The organism is Streptomyces sp. NPDC001194, from assembly GCF_042896985.1.
In the GTDB taxonomy this organism is placed as follows: domain Bacteria; phylum Actinomycetota; class Actinomycetes; order Streptomycetales; family Streptomycetaceae; genus Streptomyces.
The window spans coordinates 212,417-228,291 of record NZ_JBIAXU010000006.1; the positions used below are offsets into that span (position 1 = coordinate 212,417).

10 protein-coding genes are annotated in these 15,875 nt (G+C 70.6%); 5 read left to right on the plus strand and 5 right to left on the minus strand.

The window, feature by feature from the left end:
• Window positions 1-49: 49 nt before the first annotated feature.
• On the minus strand, window positions 50-643 hold the full coding sequence (locus tag ACFY1T_RS16660; protein WP_390788754.1) for a carbonic anhydrase: 594 nt from the start codon (window positions 641-643) through the stop codon (window positions 50-52).
• 512 nt (window positions 644-1,155) lie between these two features.
• Between ACFY1T_RS16660 and ACFY1T_RS16665 the strand changes: the two genes are divergently transcribed.
• The gene (locus tag ACFY1T_RS16665) at window positions 1,156-2,796 is read left to right on the plus strand and encodes a flavin-containing monooxygenase (RefSeq protein WP_390788755.1); all 1,641 of its coding nucleotides are present in this window, start codon (window positions 1,156-1,158) and stop codon (window positions 2,794-2,796) included.
• Between the two features lie 215 nt (window positions 2,797-3,011).
• On the opposite strand, the gene ACFY1T_RS16670 is transcribed toward ACFY1T_RS16665, so the two are convergent.
• Window positions 3,012-3,434 carry a hypothetical protein gene (locus tag ACFY1T_RS16670; RefSeq protein WP_390788756.1) on the minus strand — a complete coding sequence of 141 codons (423 nt, stop codon included), beginning with the start codon at window positions 3,432-3,434 and terminating at the stop codon, window positions 3,012-3,014.
• 121 nt (window positions 3,435-3,555) lie between these two features.
• Here ACFY1T_RS16670 and ACFY1T_RS16675 point away from each other — a divergent pair, with 121 nt between their 5' ends.
• Together ACFY1T_RS16675 and ACFY1T_RS16680 are read left to right on the plus strand one after the other, a co-directional pair.
• Window positions 3,556-3,771: a hypothetical protein gene (locus ACFY1T_RS16675; RefSeq protein WP_390788757.1), complete on the plus strand. Its 216-nt coding sequence runs from the start codon at window positions 3,556-3,558 to the stop codon at window positions 3,769-3,771.
• Window positions 3,772-4,109: 338 nt separating this feature from the next.
• Complete coding sequence (locus ACFY1T_RS16680) at window positions 4,110-5,759, plus strand: purine-cytosine permease family protein (RefSeq protein ID WP_390788758.1); 1,650 nt, start codon at window positions 4,110-4,112, stop codon at window positions 5,757-5,759.
• A 115-nt stretch (window positions 5,760-5,874) separates the two neighbouring features.
• Here the strand turns inward: ACFY1T_RS16680 and ACFY1T_RS16685 are convergent, their stop codons facing one another.
• A complete protein-coding gene (locus ACFY1T_RS16685; RefSeq protein ID WP_390788759.1) occupies window positions 5,875-10,260 on the minus strand; it encodes an AAA family ATPase in 4,386 nt (1,461 codons plus the stop codon).
• A gap of 369 nt (window positions 10,261-10,629) precedes the next feature.
• Here ACFY1T_RS16685 and ACFY1T_RS16690 point away from each other — a divergent pair, with 369 nt between their 5' ends.
• On the plus strand, window positions 10,630-11,271 hold the full coding sequence (locus ACFY1T_RS16690) for a hypothetical protein (RefSeq protein WP_390788760.1): 642 nt from the start codon (window positions 10,630-10,632) through the stop codon (window positions 11,269-11,271).
• Between the two features lie 178 nt (window positions 11,272-11,449).
• On the opposite strand, the gene ACFY1T_RS16695 is transcribed toward ACFY1T_RS16690, so the two are convergent.
• Window positions 11,450-12,925, minus strand: a complete 1,476-nt coding sequence (locus tag ACFY1T_RS16695) for a hypothetical protein (protein ID WP_390788761.1) — start codon at window positions 12,923-12,925, stop codon at window positions 11,450-11,452.
• Window positions 12,926-13,352: 427 nt separating this feature from the next.
• Here ACFY1T_RS16695 and ACFY1T_RS16700 point away from each other — a divergent pair, with 427 nt between their 5' ends.
• Window positions 13,353-14,261 carry a glycoside hydrolase family 25 protein gene (locus ACFY1T_RS16700; RefSeq protein ID WP_390788762.1) on the plus strand — a complete coding sequence of 303 codons (909 nt, stop codon included), beginning with the start codon at window positions 13,353-13,355 and terminating at the stop codon, window positions 14,259-14,261.
• A 407-nt stretch (window positions 14,262-14,668) separates the two neighbouring features.
• On the opposite strand, the gene ACFY1T_RS16705 is transcribed toward ACFY1T_RS16700, so the two are convergent.
• On the minus strand, window positions 14,669-15,502 hold the full coding sequence (locus tag ACFY1T_RS16705; protein ID WP_390788763.1) for a sulfite exporter TauE/SafE family protein: 834 nt from the start codon (window positions 15,500-15,502) through the stop codon (window positions 14,669-14,671).
• Window positions 15,503-15,875: the final 373 nt, after the last annotated feature.

Below are 15,875 nucleotides of genomic sequence, written 5' to 3' on the forward strand. Positions count from 1 at the left end.
AGCGGAAGGGGAAGGCGGGAAGGCGGCCCGTGGGGAGGGCGGATGAGGGTCACAGCGGCCGGAAGGAGCCGGCGGCCGGCTGGTACGCCCGCACGGCCCCGGTGTGGACCTCGTAGTACCAGGCGTGCACCGCCAAGGTCCCCGCCTCCACCCGTTCCGCCACACAGGGGTGCTCGTACAGCCGCTCCAGCTGGGCGACCGCGTGGCGCTGGACAGCCTCGGCGAGGTCCGGCGAGAGGGGCACCGTCGTCTCGGGCCGGCCGGCCGCGTGCTCCAGCCAGCTCCGCACGGCGGGCAGGCCGGAGAGGTCGCCGCCGCTCACCAGGGCGTTGACCGCCCCGCAGTGCGAGTGCCCGCACACGATGACGTCGCGAACCCCCAGCACCCGTACCGCGTACTCGATGGTGGCCGTTTCGGCAGAAGGACGGTTGCCGCTGTACGCGGGGACGATGTTGCCCGCCGTCCGCAGCTCGAACAGCTCGCCCGGGCGGGCGCCGGTGATCAGGGACGGCACCACCCGGGAGTCGGAACAGGTGATGAAGAGGACTTCGGGGCTCTGTCCGGCCTCGAGGGCGTGGAACTCCTGGGCACGTTCCGCCACGTGGGCCGTGAAGGACCGTGCGTTGTCAACCAGGGACTTCATGGTGGCCTTTCTCCTGCGCTCGCGAGGGTGTGCGGGCGCGGTGTGTTCAGGTCATCAGTCGATGGGTGGATCGGCGCGCCCCAGGGGCATGACGCCGGTGTTCGCTCGCCACCGCCCGCCCGCCCGCCGCGAGCCGATGCGGGACGGGACGGGACAGCACTCGGTGATCCACTTGACCACCTCGCGAACACATCTTTGCCTTAAGATTACCTCGCCCATGCAGGGGCGTCACGGCCCAATATCCGCCAATACCCCTACTTCTACGGGCAGTTGGCGGATTTCCGACGACAATGCGTTCGGGTGCAGGAACCCCCGGAAAGACGAGGCCGCCCAGCCACTCCCACTTCCCGCAACGCCGGACATGCACCAGAATGTCGCTCCCGTGCCGCCGCGCCCCCCGCGCACCCGCCGGCTCCACGCGCGGCGACCGCACCCACCACCGCACCCGCCACTGCCGACGCCGCCCCCGACGGGGCGGGCCGCGTGCCGCGTTCGGGGAGATGGAGCAACCGATGGGAACCACCACCGCCCCCGGCACCGACCGGGTCGACGCCGTCGTCGTCGGCGCCGGGCTCTCGGGGCTCTACCAGCTGTACCGGCTGCGTGCGCTCGGCTTACGGGTAGCGGTCTTCGAGGCCGGCGAGGACATCGGCGGGACCTGGTACTGGAACCGCTATCCCGGCGCACGCTGCGACATCGAGAGCATGTCGTACTCGTACTCCTTCTCCCCCGAACTGGACCAGGAGTGGGAGTGGACCGAGCGGTACGCGTCCCAGCCGGAGATCCTGCGCTACATCCATCACGTCGCCGAGCGCTTCGGCCTGCGCCGGGACGTCACCCTGCGCACCCGCGTCACGAGCGCCGCGTACGACGGCACCACGCACACCTGGCACGTCTCCACGGACACCGGGCGCACCGTCACCACCCGGTTCCTCATCCTGGCCTCGGGCTGCATGTCGGCACCCAAGGACCCCGGAATACCCGGGCAGGACAGCTTCGCGGGCGAGGTCCTGCACACCGCACGCTGGCCGCGCGAGGAGGTCTCCTTCGCCGGCAAGCGGGTCGCCGTCGTCGGGACCGGGTGCTCCGGGGTCCAGGCCGTCCCCGTGATCGCCGAGCGGGCGGCCGCGCTCACCGTCTTCCAGCGCACCCCGGCCTACGCGCTGCCCGCCCACAACCGCCCGCTGCTCGGTGCCGAGACCGCCGAGCTCAAGGCCCGGTACCCACAGTTCCGCCAGGCCCAGCGGCTCTCCCGGGGCGGTACCGTCTTCGAACCGCCGACCGGTTCCGCCCTGGCGGCCGACGAGGCGGAGCGGACGGCCGCCTACGAGGCGGCCTGGGGGTCGGGACTGCTCAGCGGGCTCCTCCGCACCTACACCGACATCCTGACCGACGAGAAGGCCAACGCGACGGTGGCCGAGTTCGTCCGGTCCAAGATCCGGTCGGTCGTCGACGACGCGGAGACGGCCGAGGCGCTCTCGCCGCGCACGTTCCCGTTCGCGACGAAGCGCCCCTGCCTGGACACCGGCTACTACGCCGCCTACAACCTGCCGCACGTGATGCTGGTGGACCTCCGCTCGACCCCGATCGAGACGATCACGCCGCGGGGGATCCTGACCACGGAGGGGGAACACGCCCTCGACACGATCGTCTTCGCCACGGGCTTCGACGCGCTGACCGGATCCCAGCTCGCCATCGACATCGTGGGCAGGGCCGGCGTGGGCTTGAGGGAGAAGTGGGCGGACGGCCCCCGCAACCACCTCGGGCTCATGTCGGCGGGCTTCCCCAACCTCTTCACCGTGCTCGGCCCGCTCAGCCCGTCCGTCCTCAGCAACATCGCGGTGTCCCTGGAGCAGCAGGTGGAGTGGATCACCGACTGCATCGCCCATCTGATCGGCCGCGGCCTCACGGAAATCGATGTCACTCCGGAGGCCGAGGAGGCCTGGGGCGCCCACGTCGCGGAGCTCGCGGAGCAGACGCTGTACCCGGCGGCGGAATCCTGGTACATGGGATCCAACGTCCCCGGAAAGCCGAAGGTGTTCCTGGCCTACACCGGCGGGCTGGACCGGTACCGGGCCGTGTGCGACGAAGCGGCCCGAAACGGCTACAGCGGCTTCGTCCTCTCCGGCGACCCCGCGAACGATGACGGGTGAACATCCACCTCGCGCCTGGGTCTCCTCCCGTAGTGACCGACGCCGACCGGACACGGCTGGAGTGCGGTCACCAGAGGCCCCCGAAGCCTGCTGACTCTGGCGCGGCTGAGCTGCGTTGGCCCTCTCGCTCAACTGGGTCGGCAGCTGCTCCTCAGCCGCGCATGACATCAGGGTGATCGCCGCCGCCCAGGTGGAACAAGCGGTGGTTGGCGCGCTCAGCGCACGAAGCCCGTCACTGTGCCGTGGTTGTCGGGAGAGGTCAGGCCCCAGAGCATCAGTCCCACGATGATGGCCAGCAGGATCAGCCCCGGCACGTTCTCGGGCCCCCAACCGACGGAATCCCGAGCCGGTGGGCCGGGTGTGGCGTCGTCGCGTGCGGCGTCGGAGTCTGCGCGCTGCCAGGGCGCGACATCGGCCTCGCCCCGGGCGATCCGCGCGGCCACGTCGCGCACGTCGGCCGCGTGGTAGGTCGGCTCGCGGGTCAGGTCCGGGGAGGGCGCAGTCGAGGTACGTACGCTGTTGGCCCGCGCCACGGCCGTGATGCTGATCGGCCTGATCTGCGGCCAGATCTCCCGGACTTCGGCGTTCGTCAGCCAGCCTTCCCCGTCCCCAAGGTCCTGCTCGTCCGCTGTCCCCATTCGGAGTCAGCCCCCCTCGCTCGCCGATCGCCCTTGGCTTGATACCCAGACCGCCGCGTGATCACCCCGTCGTGTTGGTCTCGCTGCGCTTCTCACTGAACGCCGGGGTACTCCCGGGGCGGTGGACCTCTGGCCCCGTCTCGGATTCGACAACCCGGATCCGGACTTTCGGGCGCCCGAGCCGATGGACTTCCTGTGCGGTCTGGCGGGCAGCACGCAGGTGTGGCGGCCTCCTGCTTCCGACCGTTGGATTGCTCTGGCCATCGGCCAGGCCGATCCCGAGTTCCCGCTGCAACTGCTCACCGCGTTCGGCGAGGGCTCTTCGCTGCCGAAATGACCCCCGGCGCCCTGGCCGCGCCGGTGGAGCCCGGGGCGTTGTTCGGGCGGCAGCGCAGAGGTCATCGGCCAACGCCGTAGTACGGCCGCCCCGGCCAAGGCCCGGGCCTGCGCGAGATCGGCGTAGGTACGCGGCCACGCCGCCCGCAGCAACATGGTGTTCACCACAACGCGCACCCGGGGTAACAAGCGCTCCCTAGCGTGACCGAGCGTGGGATCACGGCCGTGAACAGGGTTGCCGCACAACACTCATGACCCCACCAACCCCGTCCTGCCAACGGCGTCATGCGGGGCTCCGCATCGCATCACCTGCACCCGAGCGCCAACGGGAGGCGTGGCATGAGCACCACCGAGTCACGACAGACCACCACGGAAACGGCGGGGACCGCTGCCGACCAGGCAGTCAAGGAGACCCTGGAGGACTACACCCTCCGTTTCGCACCCCGCAGTTACCGGCGCTGGACGCCCATGGTGGTGGCCACCACGGCCCTCGGCGGCATCGCCTACATGGCCGACTTCTCCATCGGCGCCGGCATCGGCCTGGCCCACGGCACCGGCAACGCGCTCGTGGCCATCGCCGTCGCCGCGGTCGTCATCTTCATCACCGGATTCCCACTGGCCTACTACGGCGCGCGCTACAACATCGACCTGGACCTGATCACCCGCGGCTCCGGCTTCGGCTACTACGGCTCGGTCGTCACCAGCGTCATCTTCGCCAGCTTCACCTTCATCTTCTTCGCCCTCGAAGGCTCGATCATGGCCCAGGGCCTCGAACTCGGCCTCGGGCTGCCGCTGTGGCTGGGGTACGCCATCTCCACACTCATGGTGATCCCGCTGGTCGTCTACGGCATGAAGGCGCTCAGCACGCTCCAGGTGTGGACCACCCCGATCTGGCTGCTGCTCATGGCCGGTCCGCTGGTCTACCTGATGGCCAAGGACCCCGGCACCGTCGACCGCTTCATGGCCTACCCCGGCACGAACGGCGACGGCGCCGTCAACACCGCCTCCGTCATGCTCGGAGCGGGCGTGTGCCTGTCCTTGATCGCGCAGATCGGCGAGCAGATCGACTACTTGCGCTTCATGCCGCCCAAGACCGAGGAGAACAAGCGCACCTGGTGGACCGCCGTGGTCATGGCCGGCCCCGGGTGGGTCGTGCTCGGTGCGCTCAAGCAGGCCATCGGTGTCTTCCTCGCCGTCTACGTCATCGCCGAGGTCGGACCGGCGGCTGCGCCCGAGCCCATCCGGCAGTTCCGCAGCGCCTTCGACGCGATGATGCCGTCCTGGATGGTCATCCCGCTGGCCGTGGTCCTCGTGGTCATCAGCCAGATCAAGATCAACGTGACGAACGCGTACTCCGGCTCACTGGCCTGGACGAACTCCTTCACGCGCGTCACCAAGCACTACCCCGGCCGCATGGTATTCGTCCTGGTCAACCTGGCCTTCGCGCTCGCCCTGATGGAAGCCGACATGTTCAGCTTCCTGGGCGGCATCCTGGGCTTCTACTCGAACTGCGCGATCGCCTGGGTGGTCACCGTGGCCACGGACATCGGCATCAACAAGTACGTGCTGAAGCTGTCCCCGCTCCAGCCTGAGTTCCGCCGGGGCATGCTCCACGCGGTCAATCCGGTCGGCGTCGTGGCCTTCGTCGGCGCCTCCGGCCTGTCGATCGCAATGTACTTCCACCTCCTCGGCGACACCCTCCAGCCGTACTCACCCGTGGCCGCAGCCGTCATCGCCTTCGTCGTCACGCCGCTGACGGCAGTGGCCACCAAGGGCCGCTACTACCTGCGCCGCACCGACGACGGCATCAGCGAGCCCCTGCTGGACGCCGACGGGAACCCGAGCGCAGCCACCCTCGACTGCCACGTCTGCCGCCAGCCCTACGAGCGCCCCGACCTCGCCGCCTGTGCCACCCACGACGCGGTCGTCTGCTCGCTGTGCCTGAGCACGGACACAGTCGGCGACCACGTCCTGCCGGCCACCGCGTAGGACGGCCCGTTCGGGCCGCGTCCATAAGGCGGCCTTGACGGGCACGGCCGTTCAACGACCGAAGCCACCGGTCCGTGGACTCCCTCCCCGTCCCCGGCTCCGTGCGAGCCGGGGCTCATCTCCTCACCCGTGTACCCATCCCTGCGATGCCCGGCAGAGTCAGGGTCGCGAGGCCCGACGGGCCCCCGAGGTGGAGGAGGCCGCCGGCTCCCGGCACCAGGTTGGTCACCGGAGCCGCAGTGAGCAGGGAGTGGACGGCCTCGCCGGACTCCGGGTCCCACAGCCGCAGTCCCGTGCCGCCCGCCGAGGCCAGCAGGGCTCTGCCCGAGTCGAGCTTCAGGGAGGCGAGCGTCGTGACGGAGTCGCCCACGACCGGGATGCGGTGCGGGGGCCGGAATCGGCCGTCCCGCCGGCTCTTCCAGAGCCAGATGCCGTCGTAGGAGGCCGCGGCCAGTGAGAAGCGATGATTCCGCCCGGGCAGGACGCACAGCGCACGGATCCAGGACGGGTCGTCGATCCCCTCTTCACCCACGAAGGTCCGGGCTCCGATGTCCCACAGCAGGACGCTTCCGCGCACGGTGGCGGCGAGCCTGCCGTCGGGCAGCGCGGTCAGGCAGGTCATGTCCGCCGTCGAGTGCTCCGGAGGCAGCGGCACGTCATGGGATCCAGAGGCGTCATGCAGCCGGACACGGCCCCGCTCCGCAGTGATCACTACGGGTTCCACCCCGTCGACGATCGCCGTCGTGCACCAGGCGCGGTACTTGCCCGTGGAGATCTCCCGTACCGACCGCCGCCGCCGCACGTCCCACAGCGTTACGGATTCGGGGCCGCCGACGGCGACGAGCGGCTCGTCGGCCGAGGGGAAGGCACGTACCTCCCGCGCACCGGGGAACTGGTGCGACTCGAGGGCCGCACCGCGCGCCGCGTCGAAGAGGGTGACTCGGCTGTCGGCCGCCACCGCCAGCAGGCCGGGGCCGCCGAACCGGTCGTGGTCTTCGACGTGGCACAGGCTCCCCGGACGAGCCGGCGGGTGGACGACGCGGCGTCCGGCGCGCCCCTGTCTGCGGCCGCCGGCCGTGGGCTGGCCCGGGACGGTGAGCCGGATCCCCTCCTTGCCCGCGGTGGCCACGGCCCAGGGACGGTCGCGTCCCACGACACCGGCGATCGCGTCCACCTCGGAGACCGGGAACTCGGCCAGCAGCGTCCGGGAGGTCCCCGCGAAGTCGAGCACGCTCAGGGTCCGTCCGCGTACGACGGCGAGCACGCGGTGGCCCTGCGGGCCCTCCACCGAGGTCAGGCGCCTGGCCGCCCAGGGGATCTGGTCCACCTGCGCGCCGGTCTCGGGATCCCACACCCGCAGACCGTGTTTGATGCCGTGGGAAGTCACCAGCAGGTCGTAGCCGCGCGGGCCGCTCACGGCTGCCATGACGTGGCCCTTGAAGGAGCCGCCCAGGTCCAGGAACTCGCTCTCTTCCGGAGAGTCGGCCGGGTCCCACAGGTGGACGCCGGCCCGCCGGCCGCCGTACGCGATCCGGACCCTGCCGTACCGGCCGTGCAGTACGGCGGAGTTGGAGTTGCCGGGCTCATGGGGCGGCTGCGGGAACGGGATCGCGTCGAGCTCGCGATACGCGCCCGGCCGCCACAGCCACAACCGCTCCCTGCCCAGGAAGGCCAGCAGCCATCGGTCGGTGCCCTGGCGCAGCACCCTGATCGCGGCCATTGCGTGTCGTCCATCCGTGCGGGCCACGGGCCTGCCCGACAGGGGGTCCCAGATGGTCGCGCCGCTGGATCCGACCGAGGCGAGGAAGGGGCGTCCGCTGTTGCCCGTGATCGGGGTGACACCGGATGTCCGTGCTCCGCCGAAGCCGGAGACGGACCGGCCGGTCGCGCCGTCCCAGACCTCGATCCCGTTGTAGGACGCGGACGCGACCAGCGCGCGGCCGTCGGGAAGGCCGAAGCCGTGGAGGTCCGTCACCCGGCCCCGTGCTTTGGCGAGTACGTTCGCCGCGGGAACCCAGTCGGTCCACACCGGCGCGAGCAGCGGGCGCTCGGGTACCCGCTCCACGTCGTGGCCCAACGGGAGCGTGCCGTCCTCGCGGAGCACCCCGCCGAGGCTTTCGCGCAGGAAGACGATGCTGTCGAGTCGCGTCGCGGCGTCGGTGGCCTCGTCCACGTACGGCTCGACGAGCGCGGCGGCGGTCACGTTGCGGCGTCCCGCGTCGCCGACGGGCAGAGGGAGGCGGAGTCGGCTGCGCAGTTCTCCGGAGGTTTCCCGGGCGAGCAGTTCCGGGGTCAAATGCCGGTCGTCCAGTACGTCGGCGGTGTATGCGTGCGAGGCGAGATGCCGCAGGACGTAAGGGTGCGGGGCGTGCGGCCGGTCGCGCTCGGCGAGTTCGCCCAGGGCCTCGGCGATGGACCGGTGCACCCTGCGCGGCGTCGGGAGCGGCCGTGGCCGTCCGTCGCCTGTGCCGCCGTCGAGCAGCAGGTCCGGTTCCGTCAGCAGTGTCTCCGCGATCCTCTGGTGGACCGGTCGGTAGACGGCGCGGCCGTCCTCCTGGCCTTCCGTGAGGTAGCCGACGAGGCGGCTCGCGCGGAAGGTCCGAACGGCGGCTTCAGGGTCCGCGCCCGGGTCTTCGTCGCAGCCGTCCTCGGCGAGCATGGCCCGTACGACGGCAGGCCAGACCTCCGCCCACGGCAGACCGGCGCCTGGGGCGAAGGCCGTGGCGCGCAGGACCGTCAGCAACAGGCGCACGCTGGTTCCCGTGTTCTGCGCGACGTGCTCCAAGTCCCTGCGCAGGAGGCCTGTTGTGCCGTCGTCGAGCCGCGCCAGCCAGGCGCTCTCGTCAAGGTCCTGAACGTCCGGAGCAGCGCGCAGCTGGGCTGCCGCAAGCCGGGCGTCGAGGAAGGACGGAGACACTCCCCCGGCCACGATGCGTGCGGCGGCGAGGGCTGTGTTGGGGCGCTCCAGGTAGGGGCTGCCTCCGCTCATGAGCAGCGATGCGATGTAGGCCGTGTTGTCCTCCCTGGCCTCGGGCGTGTCCGTGCGGAGGATCTCGTACGGGACCTCCTGCCAGGTGTCGTCTTCCAGTGCGGCGAGCAGGGAGGCCAGCAGCGGGTCGCCGTCCGGCTCGGTGGCGGGCTCGTTGCCGTGGGTGTAACCGTCGAAGCCGGCCGAGCTCCGCACACCGACCAACAGGCGCACTGCCCGGCTGCGGACGAGGGGAAGCACGACGTCGGCAATGCAGGCAGCCGGGTCGACGGCCTCGTCCAGGCCGTCGAGGACGATGGTCACGCTTCCGAGGGCTTCGGCATGTTCCAGCAGGAGGGGCAGTGCGGGCCTGTAGCCGTCGGGGAGGGGAAGGCCGCAGGCGCTCAGGAGGTCCTCCAGCAGGGCCTGTGAGGACTTGGCGCGGGCCAGAACGGCGATGTCCACGGCCCCTTCGTGGGGGCGAAGCTCCAGAGGGAGCTTCCGTGCCATGGCGCGGTGCGCCGGGTCCGCGAGGAAGTCGGGGTCGCTGAGGGTCACGAGCCGTGCGAGGAGGGCGGACTTGCCCGAACCGGCGGACCCCGTGACGATCAGCACTCCGGTTCCGGAGCGGGTGAACTCGACGAGCCTCGTCATCAGTGCGGCCCGGCCGCTGAAGTACCAGCCGGGATCTTCGTCGCTGGTCCGGCCCGAAGCCCGCGAGGTCCAGTACGCGAGGAAGCGGCGCGAGACCGAGACCTGCCGGCGTGGTGCGGAGACCAGCGGCTCGACGGGCCGGTGCCGGGGATTGGGAAGACAGGCGCTGGGTACGTCCCGCTGACGGTCGGGCCACAGCCACAGGGGGTACTTGCGCTGGGGATCCTGCTCGCTGGCCTGGTCGAGGAGCTTGCCCCACTGCTCGAAGGAGAGGTGGGAGCCGACGACGCCGAGGGACTCATCCTCCAGGCGCTCCAGCACCCGTGAGACCACGTCACTGAATTCGCCGAGTTCGGGCTGCTCGTGGAGGTCGGCGCTGGCGACGACGGCCACCGTGCGCGTGGCCCGGCGTTCGGCGGTCATGTCCGACACCAGGGAGGCCACGTCCTCCCGCAGAGCGCCCGCGAAACAGGAGTCCACGAGGACGAGGACGTGCTCGGCGCTGCTGTGAAGAGCGGCCGAGACGATGTCCCGCGTGCGGAACGCCGTCTTCTCCAATGCCTCTTCGTCGGTGAGCGCGAAGGTGAGGTAGTGCCTGCGGGCGCCGTTCTTCTTTCCGTGCCCGGTCACGTAGACGACGAGGGCGTCCTCCTTCGGGGTCTCTTCGAGTTCCTCCGCGATCAGGAACTTCTTCAGGTCCTGCACCGAGTACAGGCCGGTCGCGCGGGAGACGGTGAACCGGTTCTCGGCGGCGAGGGCGGGTGAGGCGAGCCATCCGGTGACGACGGACACCTGCGCCTCCACGGCCTGGGTGAACCCCGGGTCGTCCTTCATGTAGTCGTCGACGCTGACGACCACGAGCCGTCGGTCGGCCGTCACGGGCTGCCGGTCCCCCTGCACACGCACCTCACTGGTCCTCGGAGCCCTTCCCGAGCCCCACCCGATACGATCATGCACGCCGCCGGGGGTGGAACGGGCGGGAGCAGCGGAACCAGCGAGACCACAGGGGGTGGCGTGCACATCGTCGGTGTTCACGGAATCGGCCAGGGCAGGACCAACGAGGTCCGCCTCGCATACGACTGGGGCAGGGCGCTCACACGGGGGCTGGGGCGCAGGCCGGGCGCCGCCGGGACGGTCGTCCCCACCCTGACGGTTCCGCATTACACAGGTCTCTACAAACCGGCTCCTCCCGGGACCGACAGGCATCTGGGCCTTGCCGACGAGGAGGTACCGGGCGCGAGCGGACCGATGGACGCGCAGGAGGAGGAGTTCGTCCTCCAGGCCCTCGCCGCCTACGCACCCGGTCCGCTGCCCGAAGCCCGTCCGTACCAGGGGACGCTCGGGGCTCCTGTGCCGTACGTTCCGGACGCAGTCACCCGCCGCCTCGCCGCGGCCGACGCCCAGCACGGCCGGGGAGCCGGGGCGAGGGTCCTGGTCCTGGTCCGGCAGGCGTACCGCTACCTCCACGAGGAGGAACTCGGTGCACAGATCCGCAAGGTGGTCCGGACCGAGATCGAACGCTCCGGCGCACGTGTCCTGATCGCCCACTCGCTCGGCAGCGTGATCGCCTACGACATGGTGCAGCGCCGGGAGCTGCAGGAACCAGGCATCCACACCCTGATCACCTGCGGCTCCCCGCTCGGCTGGCTGACGGTGCGCCGCGCCCTGCCCCACGACTCGCACCTGGCCGTGCCGGAGTCGCTCGCCTGGCACAACTTCCACGCCGGCGGCGACCCTGTCACGGCCGGCGGGGGCCTGGCCCACGCCGTGACGTCGGGGTCCCTCCGGGACACCCGGGTCGACAACGGCCTCGCCGCTCCGCACGACGCCGTCGGCTACCTGGCACAGGCCTGCCTGGCCGACACGGTCGCCGCGCTGCCGTCCCCGTAGGCCCGCAGAGCCACGGGAGCCCCGACAACGGGCTGAGGAGACGCTGGAGCCGTGCGGTGACGTCCCTCGGATCCTGCCGAAAGGTCGACGCGCCATGGATGCGGCGTGTCGTCTCCGGCGTCGGCCGGTGCCCCGGGCCGTTTCCCGCGGAAGACGTCCTGGGGCACCGGGGCGGGGGTCATGCCGTGTTGTAGGCGATGATCGCGCGGGCCAGGTCTGCGGGCTGAAGGCCGTCCGGGGCTCCGGTGACGTCGTCAACGGCGACTATGTTCAGGTTCTTTCGCAGGTCAGGGACGTTCCAGGGGCCGATGAGCTGCTGATGCAGGAGCGCGTTGTAGGAAGCCGCACGGTCCAGGAGGAACGTACGGGTGATCCCGGAAGGTCCGCGAAAGGCCGCCGGGGCCTGGCGGATGGGGGTCATGCGCCAGCACGCGTCGGCACTGGTGACGGGGGTGACGTTGCGCAGATGGTCGGGCGGGCAGGACCAGCACTGCCCCTGCCAGGGGAAGGAGTCCATGCGGGGGTCCCAGAAGGTACCGGAGGGGCAGTTCCACGCCCAGGCTTCGTTGCGCACGTACGTGGCGGAGGTGCTGACCGCGCGGCTGGGCAGCCAGCAGGCGTCGCTTTGGGTGACGGGGGTGACGTTCCGGACGTATTCGGCCGGACAGCTCCAGCACTCCCCTCCGTTGCGGGGGTCGTAGAAGGAACCCGCGGCGCACGTCATCGAGTCGGGCAGCGCCGTGAAGCTCTGCTGTAGACCTGCCAGGCCGAGGAGGGTGTCCGGCTGGACGATTCCGGCCATGACGAAGAACTTCCCGGCGTCCTCCCCCGGGTTCCTGGCCAACGCTGCCCGGTCGCGTGCGATGGTCTCCGCGAACAGCGCCCGGGGGTCGGCGAAGTCCCTGAGGTAGTTGCCGACCGGCGGGCCGTCGGCGGGGTAGCTGCCGCGGCCGGAGGAGGTGGCGGTGGCGTTCCAGGCCAGCGCGCGGTCGGCCGGTCCCGAGTCGTCCAGCAGGATCACGTTCTTGCCCGCGGCGACGAAGCTGCCGTAGGTCGACGTCGGGGAGAACTGCTGCTGGGAGGCGATCCTCGCCGTACCGGCGGCGGCAACGAAGCGGTCGTACGCCTCCTTGGTGGCCGCGGGCAGTTCCGCCGCGGGGGCGGAAACGGACAGGCTGAAGACGACGATCTCCGCAGGGTGCGCGGTGATCCACCGGCCGATCTGCCCGGCTTCCCCGTCCGGTTCGAAGAACGGGGCACCGAGCGGGGCTCCGTGGTAGGTGAACCACTGGCCGTCCTGCTTGCACAGGCGCAGGTCGACGTAGCGGGATCCGTTCGCGAGCTGCTCGGCGATGGACACGCGCTGGGTCCTGGCGACGCTGGCGGCCAACTGCGGGAAGGATCTGGCCAGGTCGTAGATGTAGCCGGTGCGGCACTGCCCCGACCGCGCGGTGATGCTCCAGGACCCGGCGTCGTGACTACCGGGCATGGCGATCCGGTTGAGCGGGGTATCGGCGATGCGCGGGGACAGGTCACCCATCCACGAGTCGAGGCGGACCTGTTCCGCCGCGGCGTGGCCGTCGGCACGTGCCTGCACGGCGGCGGGCAGCCACATCATGGCGAGTGTCGCTGCCAGGACGAGGAGGCCGTTCAACGCGGTTCTTCCCGGTGGTGAAGCACTTCTTCGCGATGCGGACATGGACACATGCCTCCGGGGGCATACACGGCGACGCCTGTCGGACGCAGCCTGAGGGGCCGCTCAGAATGACATGAATGAATTGACGTGGCCATGCCATTGCACGGCCGTTCCCAACATGTCCGGTTCCCCACCACCCCCGGCCCGGAGCTCCCCTCGATGCGCGGAATCGATTCTTCAACTCAGGCACGTATCGGCCGACGAGCCGCTGGGGAACCTCTTGTGGTACCGATCGTTCCGCATACCTCACCGCCGCCGACCAGTCCTGGCCCCTCGCCCGAGGCGGCGGCGTCACCTCCCCGACCAGCAATACCCGGCCTGCGCTGAAACACCGACTGCCGGGCCGGGGCCGGCGAGCCATCCACGGCAAGAAGGGCAACGGCTGATGGGCATCTACGGACAGGACTGGGCGTCCTACCAGAGCGACGAACCGAGCCTCGCCGGACTCGACTTCGTCTTCACGAAGATCACGGAGGGCCTCGGCTACACGAATCCGAGGTGGGTCCGTCAGCGCGACCACGCCAAACGCCACGGCCTGGTCTGGGGCGCCTACCACTACCCCCACATGGCGAACGACCCGGAGCGTGAAGCCGACTTCTTCCTCGACCAGGCCGCCTGGCAGCCCGGCGACATCCTGGTCCTCGACTGGGAGGGCTACGACAACGCCAACTCCGGTGTCTCCAAGGCCCGCCAGCGAGCCTACAAGGAGGACTGGCTCCGCTACGTGAAGGGTCGAATGCCGGGTCACCGGGTCGGCATGTACTGCAACGCCGACTACTGGAAGAACGTCGACACGACCAGCTATTGCGGCGACTTCCTGTGGATCGCCACCGCGGGCCGGCGCGCGGGCGACCCCGGGATCAAGGCCGGATGGATGTTCCACCAGTACGACGACAACCCCGTCGACAAGGACTACTGCCCCCTGCCCGGCCGCGAGGATCTTCGCGCCTGGGCTCTCGGATCCCCGGAGGACGACATGCCCCTGTCCCAGGCCGACCTCGACGCCGTCGCGACCGCCGTCTGGCGTCACACCGAAACCAACGCCGCCACCGGCCGCCCCGTCGACATGGGCGCGGTCATGGCCTGGATGGACAAGGTCCACAACAACCAGACCGACGCCGTCGCCCGACAGATCGCCGCGACACAGGCGGCAGTGACCGCACTCGCCGCCCAACTCGGCCAGCAGCACGGTGTCGACACCGACACCGTGGTCGCCGCGGTACGGCAGGCCATCGCCGAGGCCGTCGTCAACGTGGACATCCACGTGAGCAGCACCCCCACCCCTACCGGCTGAGCGGCATACCCCGGTCGGCACGCCGGTCGAGGAGCCACGTTCCCGGTCCCGGGGCCGCCGTCATCGGCTCCGACCGGCAGGCCACGGAACTCCACCGCGGTGACGAGGAGATGACGGCCCGGACAACGCTCGGCCCCGGCATGGGCGGTGCCGGTGTACGGCGCGGCCGCGGAACCCGGCACTGCCACCGCGGTGACCGCCTGAACCCTCCGTGCCGCAGCGTCCGTCGTACTCCGGTCGGCGAGCAAGCCGCACCCCCGGGTATAGCGGGCGCCTTGCCATCCTGCCCATGGAGCCTCCGGCCTTCGTACGCGAAGGCCCACTCCCCCGGAACCACTCCGGCAGGTCGTCACCCACATGACCGGGACTCGGCCCTTGGCCCGCGCGGCGGGACGGGCACGGCCGAGTCAGTCGTGTCGGGCGACCTTCACCGCCGAGACCAGCAAAATCACCGCGAGAGCGGGGATGAGGACCAGGTCGGGAATCACACCCAGGAAGAGCCCTCCGAGGAGGGCGCCGGTGATGGAACCGCCGGCCATGAGGGCCGCGAAGCGCAGGTTTTCTGCGAGTACGGCGAAGCTGTTGTCGCGGCTGTAGCGGGCGAAGGCGACGAGCATCGTGGGCAGGGATACCAGCAGGGACAGACTCCCGGCGAGCTTGATGTCCGCGCCGAACAGCAGCACGATCGTGGGGATGAGGAGTTCGCCTCCGGCGACGCCCATGATGGCGGCGACCACGCCGATCCCGAACCCGGCCACCACACCGGCCAGCACCTGCACCGGGCCCGGCAGGGCGAGGGAACCGACGGCGGTGATGTGGGTGAGAACCAGGGCGGCGGCCATGCCCACCATCAGGACGGCGAGGACCTTGTAGAGGGTCGCGGACCGCATCCGTACCGCCCACGAGGCTCCGGCCCACGCGCCCAGGAGACTGCCGGCCAGCAGGTTGACCGCGATCGCCCAGTGCGCGCCGAGGTCGGCGAAGGAGACGGCTGCGAGGCGGGCGGGCAGGGCGGTGACCACGACGACCAGGCTCAGCGCCTTGTTCAAGATCACCGCGGACAGGGCCGCGAAGCCGAACATGCCGATCAGCAGCGGCAGCCGGAACTCCGCGCCCCCGAGCCCGATCAGACCGCCGAGCACTCCGACCATCGCACCGGCCCCGAACGCCAACGGAGCCGACCGCAGCCGTGCAGCAGCGGCCAAGCCCTCGTACATCGGGGACGGTGGGAGATCAGACATGCCCGTCAGTCTGCACAGTGCGCGCACCGCACGGACAGTGGAGGATCGCACCAGGTCTGCGCTACGTCACATGCAATCCATCCGACCCTCACCGTCCGGCGCATCAGCCCCGCGGCCGCACGAACCCGGGGCCACACCGCATCGAAGCCGTTCGAGTGGTCGTACGGACGGAACGTCGGCGTAGCAGGGTGTCGTCACCCCGATCCACTTGCCCGGCCCGATCATGTCGTGCCATGGATCCTCGTGAACTCCGCGCGACACCGACCTTCTGGCGCCCATGGGCCATCGGGATGGCGGTGGCGGCCCTGCTGGCCGCAGCCCCGTCATATGCGGCGGCGGCAGAGCCGTCCTCCGGCAGGGCTTCGGTCGGCAG